Origin of the sequence: Kribbella sp. NPDC050820 (assembly GCF_040653975.1) — a bacterium.
In the GTDB taxonomy this organism is placed as follows: domain Bacteria; phylum Actinomycetota; class Actinomycetes; order Propionibacteriales; family Kribbellaceae; genus Kribbella.
The window spans coordinates 1-17,025 of the sequence record NZ_JBFAHB010000090.1 but is presented as its reverse complement, the minus strand read 5'-3'; the positions used below and the strand labels follow the sequence as shown (position 1 = coordinate 17,025).

Below are 17,025 nucleotides of genomic sequence, written 5' to 3'. Positions count from 1 at the left end.
CAGCCATGCCTGCCACCACCACCCAGCAAGCCACTCAACTAGCCGCCAGCGCCCTGGGTCTGACCAAGACCTACGGCCGAGGCGAGGCCGAGGTGCATGCGCTGCGCGGCGTCGACCTCGACCTGCCCCGCGGCCGGTTCACCGCGATCATGGGGCCGAGCGGCTCGGGCAAGTCCACGCTGATGCACTGCCTGGCCGGACTCGACCAGGCCAGCAGCGGCACTGTCACGGTGGCCGGCGCCGACCTCGGATCACTCGACGACGACGCGCTCACGACGTTCCGGCGCGATCATGTCGGCTTCGTGTTCCAGTCGTTCAACCTGCTGCCGATGCTCACCGCGCTGCAGAACATCGTGCTCCCGCTCGAGCTGGGCGGTCGCCGGATCGACGAGGCGACGCGGGAGCGAGCCCAGGCGCTCGCCGATGCCCTCGGCGTGGCCGACAGGCTCAGCCACCTGCCCGCGGAGCTGTCCGGCGGCCAGCAGCAGCGGGTCGCCATCGCTCGCGCCCTGATCACCCAGCCGGACCTGCTGTTCGCCGACGAGCCCACCGGAAACCTGGACAGCGCCACGTCGGCAGAGGTGCTGGGGCACCTGCGCCGGTCGGCCGGCGAGCTCGGCCAGACGGTCGTGATGGTCACCCACGATCGGGACGCTGCGACGTACGCCGACGACGTGGTCACCATGCAGGACGGGCGGATCGCCTGATGGGCACCGTCTTGCTCGCGTCCCTGCGCACCCACCTCCGCAGGTACGTCGCAGCGGCGATCGCAGTCATCGTCGGAGTCGCTTTCGTCGTCGTGGTCGGCGTACTCACGTCCGGAGCACGGAGTGGACTCATGGCCGGCTTCGGAGCGCCGTTCCGCAACGCCGACCACGTGGTGTCCAAGATCGGTACGAACGCCGCGATCGAGCTCGCCGAGCGGCGCGGCGACAACGCGTCCGTCATCGGCCGAGCCCTGCTGCTGATGCGCGCGGGCGGCCGCCCGTACCCCGGGACAGCCGTTGGTCCGATCGCCCCCTCGGCGGAGCTGCGCTGGCAGAGGCTCAGCTCGGGCCGTTTCCCGGCCGGCAAGGGCGAGGCGGCCGTGGACGTGTGGGTCGCGCAGGCCCGGGAGATCTCGATCGGCGACCGCATCCGGATCGGCGAGGGCAGCACTGCGACCGAACTGACAGTGGTCGGCGTCGTGGAGTCACCCTCGAGCACGGCCCAGGCCTCGGTGTACGTCACCTTGCCGCAGATGCTGCAGTGGCGCGACCATCAGTCGCTCTCGCTGGGCCGGGTGGCGGTGCGCGGGGAGGTAGGCCCGCTCCCGCCGGGCGCGCTGGTGCAGTCACCGGAGGCGTTCGTCGACGAGGCGCAGACCGAGCTCAACAACGGCGTCGACACGATGTCGCTGATGCTGCTGCTGTTCGCCGCCATCGCGCTCTTCGTCTCGGTCCTGGTCATCGCGAACACGTTCTCCATCCTGTTCGCGCAGCGCCTGCGCGACTTCGCGCTGCTGCGTTGCGTCGGTGCGACCCGGCGGCAGGTGGTGCGATCGGTACGGCGTGAGGCCGCCGCCGTCGGCGTATTCGCGTCGCTGACCGGCATGCTGGTCGGCGTCGGTCTCGGCTACGGGCTCGTCGCCCTGATCAACGCGGTCGCGCCCGCTACCCCGATGGGCGCTCCCGCGCTGCCCGCGCTCTGGCTGTTGGGCGGGTTCGCTGCCGGTCTGATGGTCACCATGCTTGCGTCCTGGTTACCGACCCGGCGTGTGGTGCGGGTGAGCCCACTTGCGGCACTGCGCCCGGATGCGGCTGTCGACGTACGCACGGCCGCCGGTGTGGTGCGGCTGGCGCTCGCCGCACTCCTCCTGCTCACCGGGCTGACCCTGCTCGGGGTTGCGATGAACCAGCACAGTACGGCGCTCATGGTGGCGGGCGGCGGATCGGTGTTCACCGCCGTACTCCTCTTCGGGCCGGTGCTCGTCCCCCGACTGATCCGGATCGCCGGCTTGCTCCTCGGCCCCGCCGGACGGCTGGCCACCAACAACGCCATGCGCAATCCGCGCCGGACCGCCGCCACGACTGCCTCGCTCCTGGTCGGCGTCACGCTGACAACCGCCGTACTCACCGGGCTGGCCACGTGGCGCACGGCGATGGATGAGGAACGCGGGAGGCGGCACCCCCTCGATGCCGCGCTCACCTCGCCCGACAAGCCGGTCGCCGCCGATCTCCTCGAACGGGTACGTCGTACAACCGGTGTGGAACAAGCCATTTCCGTCGACGGCGCCATGGCCCAGGTGGCCGGGCTCCCTGAGCCACTCCTGGTCGTCACTGCGCCGACCGCGGAGCAGGTGACCCGCGATGGCGGAGCGTTCGCCCGGTTGGAGCCCGGGCAGATCAGACTCGACTACGCCTCCTTTCGCAAGGGCCTCGGCGTTCGTCCCGGTGACCGGGTCACAGTGCGGGTCGGCAAACGGCAAGCTCAGCTGGAAGTTGCCGCTGGCATCGGTTGGGGCCGGACGGGCGTGGTCGCGCCCGCGACGCTGGCGAGTCTCGCCGACTCCGCCGCGCCGCATGCCATCTGGATTCGCGCGTCTCCTGATGCCGACCCGGGACGACTCGTCGGTGACCTGGACGAGTTGGCGGATCCGGTCGGCGCACGGGTCGACAACGAGTTGCAGGCCCGGGAATCGGAGGAGCAGCAGTTGCGAGTCCTGACCTGGTCGGTGCTCGGTCTGCTCGGCATCGCCGTAGTGATCGCCTTGATCGGGATCGCGAACACCCTCGGGCTCTCCGTCCTCGAGCGTGCCCGTGAGCACGCGATGCTGCGCGCACTCGGGCTCACCCGAAGGCAACTGCGCCGGATGCTGGCGGCCGAGGCCGTGCTGCTGTCCGTGGTGGCCGCAGTGCTCGGCACGGTGATCGGCGTCGGGTTCGCCTGGGTCGGCTACGAGACGTTCGTGAAGGACGTCCTCAAGGCCGCCACCATGCAACTCCCGTGGCTCTCACTCGGCGTCGTCGTACTCATCGCCGCTCTGGCTGGGCTCCTCGCCGCTGTCCTCCCGGCTCGCCGGGCCGCCCGTGTGACTCCGGCCGCCGGACTGTCACTCGACTGAGTCGTCCATGGCGGCGAGCGGGACCTCACCGGGGGTCTTGCTGTAGGCGAGTGCTTCGACGATCTTCCCGTCGCGGACCCGCACCAGGTTCACGCCGCGCACGGATTCCGCGAGAGCCTCGCCGAAGTGGTAGCGAAACCGGATCGTCGCGTTGTCGCCCGCAACCACCACGTCCTCCACCTCGAACTGGGTGCTGCGGTCCTCGGCCAGCGCCCGCCAGAAGGTCAGGTTCGCCTCGCGGCCTTCGTACCGGGCGCCGTTGGGAGCCGGCTGGATCGCCTCCATGACGCAGTCCTCGGCGACCAGGTCGTCCAGCGCGGCGGGGTCGTGGTTGACGAACACGTGGTTGAAGCGGTCGATCGTCTCGGCCGTGGTGCGGTGGGTCATGACATCCTCCTTAGATAGATCGATCGGTCTACTCTGACCATATAGACCGGTTGATCTACTGGCAACCCCATGGCACGCTGACTTTCATGGAACCCCGCTCCACCAGTCGTCCGCGTGAACGCCTCCTGACCGCCGCCAGGGAGCTGACCTACCGGTACGGCGTCGCCGTCGGCGTCGACGCCATCCTCAAGGAGGCCAAAGTCGCCCGGCGCTCGCTGTACGAGCACTTCGGCGGGAAGGACGGGCTGATAGCCGAGGTGCTGCGGGAGACGACGGCCGAGGACGAGGAGCTCTACCGCCGCACCATGGAAGCCGCCGGCGACGACCCGTCCGCTCGCCTGCTGGCAGTCTTCGACATGCTCGACGGAGTCATCGACGACCCCAGCTTCCGCGGCTGCCGCTACCTCTCCGCCGACCTCGCGCTGGCCGACCCCGACCACCCGGCGCACGCCATCACGCGCGAGTACCGCGAACACCTCCACGGACTCTTCGAGGCCGAACTCGTCAAACTCGGCCACCCACACCCGCCAGCCGCCGCCGACCAACTCCTGCTCCTCGTCGACGGAACCCTCGCAGCCGGAGCCACCAGACCCAACACCACCCCAGCCCGCCTGGCCCACCAACTCGCCGAACAAATCGTCGGCTCGGTGGTGTCCCCGGCGTGAGGGGTTGTTCGTCGTACTGGGTGAGGAGGTTGGGATGCGGTTTGCGTTGATGATCTACACGGAGCCTGGGTACGACGAGGGGCTGTCCGAGGCGGAGCGGGACGAGGTGGTGGCGGAGTACTCGGTGTTGTTCGGGGAAGGGCAGTGTGTGGCGGCGGCTCGGTTGCAGCCGGTGGAGATGGCTACGTGCGTGCGGGTCGAGGGTGGGCGGACGTTGATGACGGACGGGCCGTTTGCCGACACCAAGGAGGTGCTCGGCGGGTTCTGCCTGCTGGAGGCGGCGAACCTGGACGAGGCGGTCGAGTTGGCGGCGCGGTTCCCGGCGGTGCGGCTGGGCGGGACCGTCGAGATCAGGCCGGTGGTGCAGGGCTGACCGCGCTGGAGCAGGTCTTTCGGGACGAGTGGGGCCGGGTGCTGGCCACGCTGGTCGGGTTCCTCGGCGACTTCGACCGGGCCGAGGAGGCGGCGCAGGAGGCGTTCGCGCTCGCCGCGCAGCGCTGGCCCGACCACGGTACGCCGGACAACCCGGGCGCCTGGCTGACCACGACGGCCCGCAACCGGGCGATCGACCGGATCCGCCGGGACCGCACCCTGGCCGAGAAGATCCAGTTGCTACCGGCAACCGAGGTCGTGATGGACGAGTACGAAGAGACCGTGTTCAAGGACGAGCGGCTGGAGCTGATCTTCACCTGCTGCCACCCGGCGCTGGCGCTGGAGGGCCAGGTGGCGCTCACGCTGCGGGCGCTCGGCGGACTGCAGACCGCGGACATCGCGCGGGCGTTCCTGGTGTCCGAGGAGACCATGAAGCGCCGGCTGACGCGTGCCAAGGCGAAGATCAAGGCGACCGGCATCCCGTTCGCGGTGCCCGCCGAACGCCTGTTGCCCGATCGCCTCGATGCTGTGCTGGCCGTCATCTACCTGATCTACAACGAGGGTTACAGCGGCCGCATCGATCTCGGCGCCGAGGCGATCAGCCTGGGCCGGCTGCTGGTCGAGCTGATGCCGGACCAGCCGGAGGCGCACGGGCTGCTCGCGCTGATGATGATCCACCACGCCCGCCGGCAGGCCCGGTACGCCGGCGACGACATCGTCCTGCTCGAAGATCAGGACCGTTCGCTGTGGGGCCAGGACCAGATCGACCAGGGTCGCGCAGTACTCGACCGAGCGATCGCGTTGGGAGGTCGCGGCGCGTACGTCGTACAGGCGGCGATCGCGTCGTTGCAGACGCGGGAGCAGATCGACTGGCCGCAGGTCGCCGAACTGTACCGGCGACTGGCCGAGCTCACCGGCTCACTGGTCGTCGAGCTCAACGGGGCCGTTGCCGTTGCGCAGGCCGGCGATCCCGTTGCTGCTCTCGAGGCTGTCGATCGCCTGGATCTGGACGGCTACCTCTACTTTCACTCGACCCGCGGGGAGCTTCTCCGGCGGCTCGGACGTGATGCTGACGCGCGTACGGCGTACCTGCGTGCACTCGACCTGGCCACCTCGACGCCGGAGCGGCGGTTCCTGACGCGGCGGCTGGAAGAACTCTGAAGCCGGCTGTCCCCAGGGCGCGGCCTCGTTCGTCGCCTGGATGTGAGCGACCCCAACATCCAGGGAGAAACCATGACAGTCGCCGTCGCGATCCCCAACTACCTGACCGGCACGTGGAAGGTCGACCCGGCGCACTCCGAGGTCGGCTTCAGCGTCCGGCACCTGATGCTCAGCAAGGTGCGCGGCCGATTCACGACGTACGACGTGACGATCGTGACCGCAGCGGATCCGCTGGAGTCGTCGGTCGAGGCGCGGATCGATCTCGCGTCCGTTGACACCGGCAACGAGATGCGTGACGACCACCTGCGGTCGGCCGACTACTTCGAGGCCGAGAGGTTTCCGGCGATGACGTATCGGTCGTCCGGCGTACGTCGTACTGCCGACGGCTGGATCGTGGACGGTGAGCTCACGGTGCACGGCGTCACGCGGCGGGTGCCGTTGGAGGTGGAAGTGGGTGGGTTCGGGCCGGATCCGTTCGGTGGGTATCGGGCGGGGTTCTCGGCTTCTGCGCAGATCAGCCGGCGGGAGTTCGGCATCGACCTCGACGTGCCGCTGGACGGCGGCGGGGTCGCGGTCGGCGACAAGGTGTCCATCAACCTCGAGATCCAGGCCGTCCTGGAGAAGTAGGAGCTCTTCACATGTCTACTGCAGAACACAACAAGGCGACCTTCCGCCGGCTGCACGGCGCGATGAACTCGCGGGACCCGGAGCTGATCTCGAAGGCGCTCGACGAGGCGCTCGCACCAGACGTGCAACTCAGCACGCCGCTCCCGGTCGACGGGACTGGCGCGGAGGCTCAGAAGCAGGTCTGGGCGATGCTCCTGCGGGCGTTCCCCGACCTGCACGTCGAGATCGAGGACCTGATCGCCGAAGACGACAAAGTGGTCTGCCGCAACACCGTCACCGGGACGCACCTGGGCGACTACATGGGCGTCCTCGCCACCGGTCGCCAGATCACGTGGAACGAGATCTTCATCTTCCGCTTCACCAACAACCAAATCACCGAAACCCACGGCGTAGTCAACATAGCCACCCAAATGCGCCAACTGGGCCTACTCCCGGGATAACTCCTACCCACGCGGTCGACCCCACGCGGCGCTACGCCCGCTCCTACGTCGCGCGCTCGCCACCGCTCCCACCCACCCGATCCACGCGCTTATCGCGCTTCCTCGACCACCCCGTGGACACGCCGGATCCCGGTCCGTCGGACGGCGCCAGTCGTTTGTCCGGCGGCGGACCCGGTCGTCGTCGGACTCAGATCGGTTAACGGCGCACTCGATAGCGCAGGTGGAGCACTCGGTTGCCCTGGATCACCGCGTCAGGGTCCTCCAGCAGGTGTTGCGCGTTGACCGACCCGAAGTAGCGCTTGCCGGAACCGAGCACCACGGGTACGACGTCCATGCGCACCTCGTCGACAAGACCCGCGGCAAGCGCCTGGCCGCCGACGTCGCCGGCGGCGACCTCGACAACGCGGTCACCCGCAAGCTCCTGCGCCTTGGCCACGGCTGTCTCGACGCTGTCGACGAAGTGAAACGGCGCCTCGGGATCCCAGCCCTCGGGCTGCGGCCGGTGCGTCACGACGACCACGTGGTCGACCCCGCTCGGAGGCGTCCCGTCCCAGCCGTCCGTCACGTCGAAGACGTGGCGGCCGGCGATTGTCACCCCGATCTGGTCCCAGTACTCCCGGACGTAGTCGGCGGACGTCTGCGACACCTTCAACACGCCGCTCTCGTCCAACGGGACGTCACCGCTGGTCAACCAGTCGAACAGCGGTCCGGGCTGGTCCTTCTCGTCCGCGATGAAGCCGTCCACCGACACCGAGGCGTACATAACCACCTTGCCCACGTTGCTCTCCTCTGCTTTGGGGTGTCCCCAAATTAACGTGTCGTGGGCTGTTGCTCTTGTAAGAAATCAATCGGCCGGCAGCGGCCAGCCCTCCAGCACGTGGCCGGGATGTTCGCGGAGGAATCGCCGCCGGACTTCGACGTACCGGGTCGGCGTGAGCCCGGTGAACGCCCGGAACTCGTGGCCGAAGTGAGCCTGGTCGAAGTAGCCTGCGCCACCGGCGAGGTCGGCCCAGTCGATCGGTCCGGCGGGGTCGATCGCCAAGACGGTGGCGGCGAAGCGGTGGCTGCGGGCCAGCCGCTTGGGCGTGACGCCGATGAGCTCCTTGAATCGGTGTGCCAGATGAGTGCTGCTGACGCCGGCTGCCACGCTCAGGTCGCCGATCGCAACCTCCCCGCCGGTCGCCGCGATGACGCTACTCGTATGGCGGACCAGCCCGAGGCCGGCGGTCTCGCACAGCCGTCGCATCAGCTCCTCCTCGAGCCGCGTCAGCATCTCGCGCGGTCCGTCCGCCGTGGCCAGCCGGTCTCGCAACTCAGCAGTGGCGGGCCGGCCCCAGACCTGCTCTACCGTCAGCGGCCGGTCACACAGCTCGGCCGCAGGCATCGCCAGGAAGGGCGCCAGCCCCCACGGCTTGAAGTGCACACCGACGGACCGGGACCGGAGTGGGTAGCCGAACTCCCACGCGCGGGTGGGCATGGTGACCACGCAGCCGTCGGCGTACTCGGCCGTCTCGATGTCGGTGCCGGCGCGGATGCGGAACGGCGGCCCGAGGTTCACGATGAGCAGCGCCACCGGCGCCGCTGGCAGCGTCAGCCGGGCGTACGGCGGCGCACCCTCCAGGTAGTAGAGGTCGTCGATCAGCCCGTCCAGCGGCGGTCGCGGCACTCTGGACACGTACTCCATGCCCACAGGATCGCCGACGCCGCGCCGGCAGCGCGCGCCGGGATGGTCCAGCCGCGCTGCGGCCCCTCGGCAACCAGCTGCCGGATGACCTCCATCACCCTCGCCTTCGATCAGGCGGACTCGCAGATGCAGAGTTGAAGCGGCGTATCCCCGGCAAATGGTCGACCGGACCAGTCGCCGAAGCGCTCGACGAGCCGGAGGCCGCCGAGCGAGACGAGCAGCGGCAGCTCCTGCGGGAAGATGCTCCTGATTTCGAGCGGTGCGACGACGAAGTCGGCCTCGGAGTCACTCGAGAGGTACCACGTCCCGCGGGTAACCTGCGCGGACGCATCGTAGGTCTCAGCGACATCGACGCTGACCTTGCCACGGTCAGGATCCAAGAACGACAACGACTCCCGGGTACGCCGCACGCCATCGGCTTCGGCAAGGAGGCGCATGCTCGGGTTGAACACATCGAAGACGAAGCGTGCTCCAGGTGCCAGGTGTCTTCGAACCGACCGGAAGCAGCTCACCAGATCCTCGGCCTCATGCAGATGCAGCAGAGAATTGGCTGTGATGAACACGAAGTCGAAGGTGCGGCCCAGATCGAAGGCCCGCATGTCGCCCTGCATCCATTCCACCGCTACACCGCGCTCGTTCGCCTTACGCTGAGCCTCAGCCAGCATGTCTGGCGAGAAGTCCAAGCCGACGCACGGATGCCCGTCGGACGCGATCGGGATCAGCTTTTGCCCGGTGCCGCACCCGAGCTCCAACACCCGCCCGCGTTGCCGATTGGCCTCGGCACGGTAGAAGTCGACTGCCGGGCCGCCGCCCGGGAACATCAGGTCGTACAGCCTCGCGTGCGAGTAGAACGCTCCACTCATCAAGCCGCCTCCTTTCCGACTCACCCGCAGTTTGCGCGTGGGGAAGGTTACGGGCTGAGTTTGGTGATTTCGGGGGTGGGGGTGCTGTGGAAGGCGCAGGCTCGGGGGTAGCCGGCTAGGCAGCCTCGGGTGGTCATGAGGGCTGTGTAGTAGTCGATGTAGCGGAAGCCGTAGGTTTCGCCGCGGGCGAAGGCCTGGTGGCGGATGGCGGAGATCCAGCGATAGAAGGCTTCGTCGGGGATGGGGACGTACATCGTGGGTTGGAAGCCTTCCATGTCTTCCCAGTTCTCGGCGTGCAGGAAGGTACGGACCGAGTGGCGCGCGCCGTCGACTCCTTCGGACGGGTCCATGGGGAGGCCAGCCAGGAAGCGGGCGCGTTCGGTGAGTTTGGCGGCATGCTCGTGGTCGCGGTGGATGCTGTGCTTCCAGTGCGTGATCAGGGTGTCCGGTTGTTTCTCGCGGATGATCGCGGCCAGCTCGGTCGCGACGTTGTCGGTGTCGGGGAGGAAGCCGTCGCTGTGGTCGAGGACGATGAAGTCGGCGCCGATCGCGGTGGCGAACGCCTCGCCCTCGGCGATCTTCTGCACCTTGTACTCCGACGGCGTCATCCGCGGGTGGCCGCGCTCGCCGGGGGTGAGCGCGATGATGGTCGCGTTCGCGCCTTCCAGCACGAGTTTGGCCAGCATGGGCCCGGCAGTCAGGTCCATGTCGCCGATGTGCGCTCCGACGGCGAGCACTGTTCTGGTCACAAGCAAGTCCTCACTTCGGTCGTCGCGCCGAGGCCCGCTCGTCGTCCAGGGTGGAGACACACAGCGCTTCCCTCCTTTCGAGAATCGGGAACTGTCGGTCACGGCTGATTGGGTGTGCAACATGTCCCGGTTCCGGCTGTATCCGACTCCCGCGCAGCAGACAGCCTTGCTGCTTCAGTGCGGGCATGCCCGATACGTGTGGAACCTGGCGCTCGAGCAGTGGTCGATGTGGACCTCCGACAGAGGAGCGACGCCTAGCTTTACTTGCCGCCGTCTCCCGAGCCCTCGCCACTCGAGCAGGCGGCGGCAGAAGCGATCAGAGCAGCGGCGACCGCCAGCCGAACGCCTTGAACGATGCGCATGTCAGTCCTTCCCGTCGGCCGGGACCAAGGGCGCCCGGAGGATGGTGAACGTGCGGGTGATGGTGAATCCGGTCTTGAGATAGAGCTGGCCGGCCGCGGACTGCTCGCCGGTCCAGAGGAACCACGCGCTGTGCGCGCCGAGCCCGGCCATCCGCTCCAGCGTCAGGTGCAGCAGCACCTTGCCGAGCCCGGTGCCGCGCGACTCCGGCAGCACCCCGAACGGCCCGAACCGGTCGATGACACCTTCGTAGGTGCCGTGCATCGCCCACCCCAGCAGGCGATCGCCGGGATCACGCGCACCCACGATCCGCTCCAGCGGCAGCCCGGTGACGACGGCTTCCCGGATCGCCCGCGCCCAGTCCGGGTTGAACTCGTCGCCCGCGATGGTGATCAGCGAGGTGAGCTCGTCGCCGCTCGGCGTCCCGAAGCTGTAGCCGTCGGCCGTCAGCCCGGCGAGCTGCGCACGAACCTCGGCAGGAATCTCGTACCTGACCAGGCTCCGGTCCATCGCGACCGCGTCGTACCGCCGCTCGAAACCCAGCGCCGACAGCAGCCTCAGGGCATCCGGGTAGCGGGCGGCGTCGAGGCCGGGCAGGAAGTAGTTCGGTGTGTACGACGAGAAGAACGCCTCGGACCGCCCGTGCGACCGGAGCCAGTCCAGCGCCGCCGTGAGCAACGCGCGGCCGAGTCCGCGACCGCGATGGTCGGGATGCACGAAGAAGAACGGGATCCACCCGGCCGACGGCTCGAGGTCAGCGCCGGATGCCGCGACCAGCCGACGTACGGCGTACGCCGCCCCGACCACCTGGTCGTCGACGACGGCGACCTGCAGGCCGGCGGGATCGAAGTTCCGGTCGAGCAGGAACAGGTCGCGGAATCGCTGGTACCCGATCGGATCCGCCGGCGCCGCCGCGGTCCACGCCTCGGCAAGCGCCGGCCCGTCGCCGATCTGAAATGACCGGATCATCGCGAGATCCCTTCGTAGAGCAGTACGCCGGGCCGCACCCAGTCGAGCGTTGCCGCAGGCAACAGCGCGAGCGGGTCCTCACCGGCTTCGAGTGCCTTGCGCAACGAATCCGAGCCCCACAACAGGTCGAGGGACGGCAGCAGTTGCAGGTCGTCCGGGTACAGCTGCCGGACCACCTGCAGCATCTCCAGCGCCGTACGCACCGGCTCGTACGTCGTCCGGTCGACGACATGCAACTGGACACCGGGCACGGCCTCACCGGCGTACTTGCTGAACACAGGCTCGAACCAGGTACGACGGAAGACGACGCCAGGCAGACCGAAGTCGCGCAACGTGGGGACGAACCGCTCGTCGAGGAACGGAGCGCCGATGGTCGTGAACGGCCGGGTCGTCCCGCGCCCCTCGCTGAGGTTGGTGCCTTCGAGGCGCGCGCCCGACGAAGCTCTCGAAGCCCGGCTGCAGCAGCGGACCCTCCACCCGCAGCCCGCCGAGCGGGTTCGGCCGATCCAGGACGACGAACCGCTTCCCGAGCCGCGTGGCCGCCTGGAGGCAGTCGTACATCGTCCAGATGTAGGTGTAGAACCGCGTGCCGATGTCCTGGATGTCGAACAGCAGCACGCCGGTGAAGTTCGTGATCAGCCCGAGGCGCCCGTCGCCCACCAGCCCCGGCTCGCCGGCCAGACGCTCCGCGCCGGTCCGGACTGCCATCGCCACCACCACCCAGTTCGTGGATCCTGCAACTGGGTAGAAAAATTACCGAGACATTCAGGCGACGGTCAATGGATTACAGACAAACGTTTACCCGAGCAGCTCCGCTCAACGGTGCAGCGTGGCGAAGTACTCGGCCTCCCCCACTACCGACGGTGAGGGATCAGCGGGAGGACAAGTAGGTCAGGACGGCCATCACGCGGCGGTTGTCGTCCTCCGACGGGGGCAGGTCGAGCTTGGCGAAGATGTTGTTGGTGTGCTTGCTGACCGCCTTCTCGGTGACGAACAGCGCGTTCGCGATCGCGGCGTTCGAGCGGCCTTCGGCCATCAGGCCCAGCACCTCGGCCTCACGGGGAGTGAGCCGGCCGACCGGCTCGTCCCGGGTGTTGCGGGCCAGCAGTTGGCCGATCACTTCCGGGTCCATCGCGGTCCCGCCGGCAGCCACCCGCCGTACCGAGTCCAGGAACTCGGCGACGTTCGAGACCCGGTCCTTGAGCAGGTAGCCGACCGCGCCGCCACCGCCGGTGAGCAGCTCGCGGGCGTACAGCTGCTCGACGTACTGCGACAGCACGAGGATCGGCAGGCCGGGCACCTGGCGGCGGGCCTCGATCGCGGCCTTCAGGCCCTCGTCGGTGAAGGTGGGCGGCAGCCGTACGTCGACAACGGCCACGTCCGGCCGGTGCTCCACCAGCGCGGGCACCAGCCGGGGACCGTTGTCGACTGCCTCGACGACCTCGAAGTCGTGCGCCTCCAGCAGGCGGATCAGGCCGTCCCGGAGGAGGGCGTGGTCTTCAGCGATGAGGACTCGCAAGGTAGCTCCATGATCACGGTGGTCGGCCCGGCCGTCGGACTGACCACGGTCAACGTACCGTCGAAGGCGGCCAGCCGCCGCTCGATACCGTACAGACCGCCACCGGGCTTGATCACCGCGCCTCCGATGCCGTCGTCACCGACCAGGAGATGCAGCTTCTCGTGCTCGTGCGTGATCTGGATCCAGGCGTTCGTCGCGGCCGAGTACTTCACCGCGTTCGCGAGTGCCTCGGCCACCGCGAAGTACGCCGCCGACTCGACCGGCGCGGGTGGCCGGCCGGGGACGTCGAAGGTGACGTCGACCTTGAACGGGCAGGACAGTGCGAGGGCCTTGACCGCGCCCTCCAGCCCGCGGTCGGCGAGCACCGGCGGGTGGATGCCACGGACCAGGTCGCGCAGCTCGGACAGCGCCGTACTGGCCGACAGGCGGGCCTCGGTCAGCAGCGCCGCGGCCTGCTCGGGGTCGCGGTTGACCATCTCCTCGGCCATGCCCAGGTTCATGCTGAGCGCGGCCAGCCGGGCCTGGGCGCCGTCGTGCAGGTCGCGCTCGATCCGGCGCAGCTCGGCCGCCTGGGTGTCGACGGTCTCGGCGCGGGACTCGGCCAGCTCCCGGACTCGGAGCGCGAGCTTGGCGCTCTCGGTCGGGCCGAGCAGCGAGCGGGCCATGAACGCGTTCGCCTTCAGCAGCCGCTCACCGGCCGCCATCCAGATCATGAACGCGATCAGCGCGACCGGCATGACCAGGAAGCTGGTCCAGAAGTTCACCGTGACCAGCCCGCCGAACGGCTCGGTGAAAACGCCTTCCGGCGTCACGCCGACCAGCAGCGGGTAGACCAGGTAGAACAGGCCGGCCAGGAACAGTACGGCGGACAGCAGGTTCAGCGTGAACCCGATGGTCGCGTTCACGATCAGCCAGATGACGTCGCGCCAGGTGGCCGGGTCGGTCAGCGTGGTGCGCAGCCACATCAGGATGCCGGGCATCGGCGGCTTCTTGTACGGGCGCGGGATCCGCTCGCCGGTGAAGCCGGCCAGCATGGTCCGGTGGCAGTTCGCGAACCAGCGGGTGGCCGGGACGAACGCGAGCAGCATCGGGATCCCGACCCACACCGCGATCAGCGGCACGGCCACCACGTTGAGCACGAAGAAGGCGATCCCGAGCTCGGCCAGGATCGCGAGGAACAGCGCGATCCACGGCTGCGCGAGTTTCGGGTACCGCATCGGCGGCGCCTGGGTGGCAACAGTGGTCATGGCTCCATCATGACTGAGCGTAAGACCCGGGGCGGTGGTGTTAGGCCCACTCTCTTCGGGGAACTGTCTCCCCGACGAGTTCGGGTCTTAGCACTCATGTTTTCTGCCATTAGGGCGATGAGGCTTGATGCCGTACGCTGGCCGCGGCTGTACGCCCAGGCCTCCCACCGCTCTGAGATGAGGACCTGAATGGCTCAGCCCATGGTTTCCGCTACTGCCGTGTCCAAAGGCAGTGACTTCGCACCGCTGCTGCGCGAGATCAAGGCAGCCGGCTTGCTGGAACGGCGTACGGCGGCCTACGCCATGGCGATCGGGATCAACGTCGCGCTGCTGGCCGCGACCTGGGCCGGAGTGGCGCTCCTGGGCGGCTCGTGGTGGGTGCTGCTCCTGGCGATCCCGCTGGCCGTCCTGACCACCAGGGCGGCCTTCTTCGGCCATGACGCCGGCCACCAGCAGATCTCGGGCTCCCGCAAGCTGCACGACTGGATCGGCATGCTGCACGGCAACCTGCTGTGCGGGATGAGCTACGGCTGGTGGAACGACAAGCACAACCGCCACCACGCGAACCCGAACCACACCGACAAGGACCCGGACGTCGGCGAGGGCGTGCTGGTCTGGACGCTCGAACAGGCCGAGGGCCGGACCGGCCTGTACGGCTGGCTGACCCGCAACCAGGCGCGGATCTTCTTCCCGCTGCTCACCCTGGAGGGCTTCAACCTCAAGGTGTCCAGCATCACGTTCCTGCTCGGCCGCCCGCGCCGCGAGGCCCGGCTCGAGCTCGGCCTGATCGCCGCCCACCTGGTGCTGTACTTCAGCGCGCTGTTCCTGCTCATGTCGCCGGGCCAGGCGGTGCTGTTCGCGCTGATCCACCACATGGTCTTCGGCCTGCACCTGGGCAGCGTGTTCGCGCCGAACCACAAGGGCATGGAGATGCCCGGCGCCGACACCAACTGGGGCCACCTGGAGAAGCAGGTGCTGACGTCGCGCAACGTGAACGGCGGTCTGGTCACCGACTGGATGATGGGCGGGCTCAACTACCAGATCGAGCACCACCTGTTCCCGAGCATGCCGCGCGCCAACCTGCGGGCCGCGCAGCCGATCGTCCGGACGTACTGCGAGCGGATCGGCATGCCGTACCTGAGCACCGGCCTGATCGAGTCCTACCGGATGGGCCTGCAGCACATGCACGAGGTGGGCGAGGAACTCAGGGATCAGCGCTAGGCCACGCCCTAGGCGAGCTGTCGCGGATCGATTACGGTCTGGGGTCTCGGGGCCGCCCACCTTGTGAGGAGACCTGCATGACCGACAGATCCGGTCTGAGTCGCCGTGGACTGCTCGGCGCCGTCGCCGGCGTCACCGCCGCCACCGCGCTGCCCGCCGTACCGGCGTGGGGAGCCGACGACCTGCGGCCCGGCGCAGTGAACCGCCCGGCACTGGACAGGTACGACCGGCAGATCGTCTCCGGCCTGTCCTCGGAGAAGGCGCTGCGCCACCTGCAAGTGCTGTCCGAGCACATCGGGCCGCGGATCGGTGGCACCCAGAGCGAGAAGCGGGCGGCCGACTACATCGCCGGCCAGCTCGACAAGTACGGCTACCACACCCGGCTGGAGCCGTTCCCGGTCGCGGACAAGTTCACCGCGCAGATCGAGGACGTCCGCGGCATCCTGCCGGACGACCTGTGCTGGCAGGCGGGCGCCGCTCCGGCCGGCAAGCTCGACGTCACGGTCGAGGGACCGGTGCGGGACGTCGGACCCGCGACGGCTCCGGTCTGGCCGGCCGACGTCGCCGGCTCGATCGTAATCACCGACGACACCGCGGCCGCACGCCAGGCCGTCGTCACGGAGGCCGCGGCGCGCGGAGCGGTGGCCGTCATCCTGCTGCCGGCCGACCAGGTGTACCCGCGCCGGGCCGCGGCGTTCTCGCCGTCCACCGGCCTCACCGCGGCCGCGATCCCGGTGATCGGGGTCGCCCAGGTGCAGAAGCGGCTGATCCGCGAGGCGCTCGCCGTGGTGACCTCGCTGCCGCTGCGGATCAGCACCACCTCGCACCGCGGGCTGATCTCGAACAACGTGATCGGCGAGCGGCGCGGCAAGGCCGGCGCGAACGCGCCGATCGTGGTGGTCAGCGGGCACTACGACTCGGTCATCGGCGCGCCGGGCGCGAACGACGACGGCTCCGGCACCGTGCTCACCATGGAGCTGGCCCGCGTGTTCAGCCGGCTCCCGACCAACGCGACGCTGCGGTTCGCGCTGTGGGGCTCGGAGGAGCAGGGCTTGATCGGGTCGCGGTACCACGTGGCGCAGCTGGACCAGGCCCAGCGGGACCGGCACGCGGCGGTGTTCCAGAACGACATGGTCGCGACCAGCTGGGACCCGGCGATCACCTACTGGCTGCTGTCCTTCACCGGTCTGGCGAACACGGCGACGGACGCGGTCCGGGCGGCCGGGGTGCGGCTCGGGTACGACCCGCGGATGGTCGGCCCGGTCCAGCGTGGCGCGTCCGACCACCAGTCGTTCCAGGAGGTCGGCATCGCGTCGGCCAACTTCTCCTGGCGCGGCGAGATCTCGCCGGCGTTCCTCGAGCCGCCGTACCACTCGCCGGAGGACACGATCGCGAAGAACGTCAGCCTGGAGCGGCTGCAGGTCTCGATGGAGCTGATCGGCACCGCCGCGTACGCCGTCGCCCGCGCCTGACGGCCTAGGCCGGGGTGACGTGGCTCATACGGCTAGCCTTGAAGGGCTATGTCGCGCCGGAAGCCTTCCAAGTGGCAGGGGGCGGGCGAACACCGGCCCCGGGGGTGGGGGTTGCGCTCCCCCCCCCCACCGGGCGGCCGTGTGGGGGTTTTGGGGGGGGGGGGGGGGGGCGCGGGGGGCGAAGGG

General features: G+C 69.0%; 19 protein-coding genes and 1 pseudogene. 10 read left to right on the top strand and 10 right to left on the bottom strand.

Going from position 1 to position 17,025, the window contains the following annotated elements; all coding sequences use genetic code 11:
- Positions 1 to 5 precede the first annotated feature (5 nt).
- Together AB0H36_RS42280 and AB0H36_RS42275 are read left to right on the top strand one after the other, a co-directional pair.
- Positions 6 to 707: an ABC transporter ATP-binding protein gene (locus AB0H36_RS42280; RefSeq protein ID WP_360536734.1), complete on the top strand. Its 702-nt coding sequence runs from the start codon at positions 6 to 8 to the stop codon at positions 705 to 707.
- The gene (locus AB0H36_RS42275; RefSeq protein ID WP_360536732.1) at positions 707 to 3,103 is read left to right on the top strand and encodes an FtsX-like permease family protein; all 2,397 of its coding nucleotides are present in this window, start codon (positions 707 to 709) and stop codon (positions 3,101 to 3,103) included. Before AB0H36_RS42280 ends, AB0H36_RS42275 begins: the two co-directional genes overlap by 1 nt.
- Here the strand turns inward: AB0H36_RS42275 and AB0H36_RS42270 are convergent.
- Positions 3,092 to 3,490, bottom strand: a complete 399-nt coding sequence (locus AB0H36_RS42270; protein WP_360536730.1) for a nuclear transport factor 2 family protein — start codon at positions 3,488 to 3,490, stop codon at positions 3,092 to 3,094. The two genes, AB0H36_RS42275 and AB0H36_RS42270, sit on opposite strands and share 12 nt — an antisense overlap.
- Before the next feature lie 86 nt (positions 3,491 to 3,576).
- On the opposite strand from AB0H36_RS42270, the gene AB0H36_RS42265 reads away from it, so the two are divergent.
- From AB0H36_RS42265 to AB0H36_RS42245, 5 genes are all read left to right on the top strand, one after another.
- A complete protein-coding gene (locus AB0H36_RS42265) occupies positions 3,577 to 4,155 on the top strand; it encodes a TetR/AcrR family transcriptional regulator (protein WP_360536728.1) in 579 nt (192 codons plus the stop codon).
- 34 nt (positions 4,156 to 4,189) lie between these two features.
- Positions 4,190 to 4,528, top strand: coding sequence for a YciI family protein (locus AB0H36_RS42260; RefSeq protein WP_360536726.1), 339 nt, complete (start codon positions 4,190 to 4,192; stop codon positions 4,526 to 4,528).
- A 38-nt stretch (positions 4,529 to 4,566) separates the two neighbouring features.
- Positions 4,567 to 5,688 (top strand): sigma-70 family RNA polymerase sigma factor, encoded by a 1,122-nt coding sequence (locus AB0H36_RS42255; protein ID WP_360536724.1) that lies wholly within the window; start codon positions 4,567 to 4,569, stop codon positions 5,686 to 5,688.
- Positions 5,689 to 5,760: 72 nt separating this feature from the next.
- Positions 5,761 to 6,315 (top strand): YceI family protein, encoded by a 555-nt coding sequence (locus AB0H36_RS42250; protein WP_360536722.1) that lies wholly within the window; start codon positions 5,761 to 5,763, stop codon positions 6,313 to 6,315.
- A gap of 11 nt (positions 6,316 to 6,326) precedes the next feature.
- The gene (locus AB0H36_RS42245) at positions 6,327 to 6,755 is read left to right on the top strand and encodes an ester cyclase (protein WP_360536720.1); all 429 of its coding nucleotides are present in this window, start codon (positions 6,327 to 6,329) and stop codon (positions 6,753 to 6,755) included.
- A 196-nt stretch (positions 6,756 to 6,951) separates the two neighbouring features.
- Here AB0H36_RS42245 and AB0H36_RS42240 read toward each other — a convergent pair whose 3' ends face one another.
- From AB0H36_RS42240 to AB0H36_RS42225, 4 genes are all read right to left on the bottom strand, one after another.
- The gene (locus tag AB0H36_RS42240) at positions 6,952 to 7,533 is read right to left on the bottom strand and encodes a dihydrofolate reductase family protein (protein WP_360536718.1); all 582 of its coding nucleotides are present in this window, start codon (positions 7,531 to 7,533) and stop codon (positions 6,952 to 6,954) included.
- 66 nt (positions 7,534 to 7,599) lie between these two features.
- Complete coding sequence (locus AB0H36_RS42235; protein ID WP_360536716.1) at positions 7,600 to 8,439, bottom strand: helix-turn-helix domain-containing protein; 840 nt, start codon at positions 8,437 to 8,439, stop codon at positions 7,600 to 7,602.
- A 110-nt stretch (positions 8,440 to 8,549) separates the two neighbouring features.
- Positions 8,550 to 9,302, bottom strand: coding sequence for a class I SAM-dependent methyltransferase (locus AB0H36_RS42230; protein ID WP_360536714.1), 753 nt, complete (start codon positions 9,300 to 9,302; stop codon positions 8,550 to 8,552).
- A gap of 47 nt (positions 9,303 to 9,349) precedes the next feature.
- Positions 9,350 to 10,051 carry a PIG-L deacetylase family protein gene (locus AB0H36_RS42225; protein WP_360536713.1) on the bottom strand — a complete coding sequence of 234 codons (702 nt, stop codon included), beginning with the start codon at positions 10,049 to 10,051 and terminating at the stop codon, positions 9,350 to 9,352.
- On the opposite strand from AB0H36_RS42225, the pseudogene AB0H36_RS42220 reads away from it, so the two are divergent.
- Positions 9,945 to 10,271: pseudogene (locus AB0H36_RS42220) on the top strand (helix-turn-helix domain-containing protein); the annotation flags it as partial. The gene AB0H36_RS42225 and the pseudogene AB0H36_RS42220 sit on opposite strands and share 107 nt — an antisense overlap.
- A 143-nt stretch (positions 10,272 to 10,414) precedes the next feature.
- Here the strand turns inward: AB0H36_RS42220 and AB0H36_RS42215 are convergent.
- The 5 genes from AB0H36_RS42215 to AB0H36_RS42195 all read right to left on the bottom strand — a co-directional run bounded on the left by AB0H36_RS42215 (position 10,415) and on the right by AB0H36_RS42195 (position 14,146).
- Positions 10,415 to 11,380 (bottom strand): GNAT family N-acetyltransferase, encoded by a 966-nt coding sequence (locus AB0H36_RS42215; protein WP_360536711.1) that lies wholly within the window; start codon positions 11,378 to 11,380, stop codon positions 10,415 to 10,417.
- Positions 11,377 to 11,751 carry a hypothetical protein gene (locus tag AB0H36_RS42210; RefSeq protein ID WP_360536762.1) on the bottom strand — a complete coding sequence of 125 codons (375 nt, stop codon included), beginning with the start codon at positions 11,749 to 11,751 and terminating at the stop codon, positions 11,377 to 11,379. The genes AB0H36_RS42215 and AB0H36_RS42210 overlap by 4 nt, the downstream gene beginning before the upstream one ends.
- Positions 11,636 to 12,088: an exo-beta-N-acetylmuramidase NamZ domain-containing protein gene (locus AB0H36_RS42205; RefSeq protein WP_360536709.1), complete on the bottom strand. Its 453-nt coding sequence runs from the start codon at positions 12,086 to 12,088 to the stop codon at positions 11,636 to 11,638. The genes AB0H36_RS42210 and AB0H36_RS42205 overlap by 116 nt, the downstream gene beginning before the upstream one ends.
- Before the next feature lie 163 nt (positions 12,089 to 12,251).
- Positions 12,252 to 12,899: a response regulator transcription factor gene (locus AB0H36_RS42200; protein ID WP_360536707.1), complete on the bottom strand. Its 648-nt coding sequence runs from the start codon at positions 12,897 to 12,899 to the stop codon at positions 12,252 to 12,254.
- Positions 12,851 to 14,146, bottom strand: coding sequence for a sensor histidine kinase (locus AB0H36_RS42195; protein WP_360536705.1), 1,296 nt, complete (start codon positions 14,144 to 14,146; stop codon positions 12,851 to 12,853). Before AB0H36_RS42195 ends, AB0H36_RS42200 begins: the two co-directional genes overlap by 49 nt.
- A gap of 219 nt (positions 14,147 to 14,365) precedes the next feature.
- Between AB0H36_RS42195 and AB0H36_RS42190 the strand changes: the two genes are divergently transcribed.
- Positions 14,366 to 15,367 carry an acyl-CoA desaturase gene (locus AB0H36_RS42190; RefSeq protein ID WP_360536703.1) on the top strand — a complete coding sequence of 334 codons (1,002 nt, stop codon included), beginning with the start codon at positions 14,366 to 14,368 and terminating at the stop codon, positions 15,365 to 15,367.
- A gap of 77 nt (positions 15,368 to 15,444) precedes the next feature.
- Entirely contained in the window at positions 15,445 to 16,839 is a 1,395-nt protein-coding gene (locus AB0H36_RS42185; protein WP_360536701.1) for a M28 family peptidase, read from the top strand.
- Positions 16,840 to 17,025: the final 186 nt, after the last annotated feature.

What these genes read in the sequence shown, in the direction of transcription:
- AB0H36_RS42280 (WP_360536734.1), top strand. Translation starts at nt 6, where the DNA reads ATGCCTGCCACCACCACCCAGCAAGCCACTCAACTAGCCGCCAGCGCC.
- AB0H36_RS42275 (WP_360536732.1), top strand. Translation starts at nt 707, where the DNA reads ATGGGCACCGTCTTGCTCGCGTCCCTGCGCACCCACCTCCGCAGGTAC.
- AB0H36_RS42270 (WP_360536730.1), bottom strand. Translation starts at nt 3,490, where the DNA reads ATGACCCACCGCACCACGGCCGAGACGATCGACCGCTTCAACCACGTG.
- AB0H36_RS42265 (WP_360536728.1), top strand. Translation starts at nt 3,577, where the DNA reads ATGGAACCCCGCTCCACCAGTCGTCCGCGTGAACGCCTCCTGACCGCC.
- AB0H36_RS42260 (WP_360536726.1), top strand. Translation starts at nt 4,190, where the DNA reads ATGCGGTTTGCGTTGATGATCTACACGGAGCCTGGGTACGACGAGGGG.
- AB0H36_RS42250 (WP_360536722.1), top strand. Translation starts at nt 5,761, where the DNA reads ATGACAGTCGCCGTCGCGATCCCCAACTACCTGACCGGCACGTGGAAG.
- AB0H36_RS42245 (WP_360536720.1), top strand. Translation starts at nt 6,327, where the DNA reads ATGTCTACTGCAGAACACAACAAGGCGACCTTCCGCCGGCTGCACGGC.
- AB0H36_RS42235 (WP_360536716.1), bottom strand. Translation starts at nt 8,439, where the DNA reads ATGGAGTACGTGTCCAGAGTGCCGCGACCGCCGCTGGACGGGCTGATC.
- AB0H36_RS42230 (WP_360536714.1), bottom strand. Translation starts at nt 9,302, where the DNA reads ATGAGTGGAGCGTTCTACTCGCACGCGAGGCTGTACGACCTGATGTTC.
- AB0H36_RS42215 (WP_360536711.1), bottom strand. Translation starts at nt 11,380, where the DNA reads ATGATCCGGTCATTTCAGATCGGCGACGGGCCGGCGCTTGCCGAGGCG.
- AB0H36_RS42205 (WP_360536709.1), bottom strand. Translation starts at nt 12,088, where the DNA reads ATGGCAGTCCGGACCGGCGCGGAGCGTCTGGCCGGCGAGCCGGGGCTG.
- AB0H36_RS42195 (WP_360536705.1), bottom strand. Translation starts at nt 14,146, where the DNA reads ATGACCACTGTTGCCACCCAGGCGCCGCCGATGCGGTACCCGAAACTC.
- AB0H36_RS42185 (WP_360536701.1), top strand. Translation starts at nt 15,445, where the DNA reads ATGACCGACAGATCCGGTCTGAGTCGCCGTGGACTGCTCGGCGCCGTC.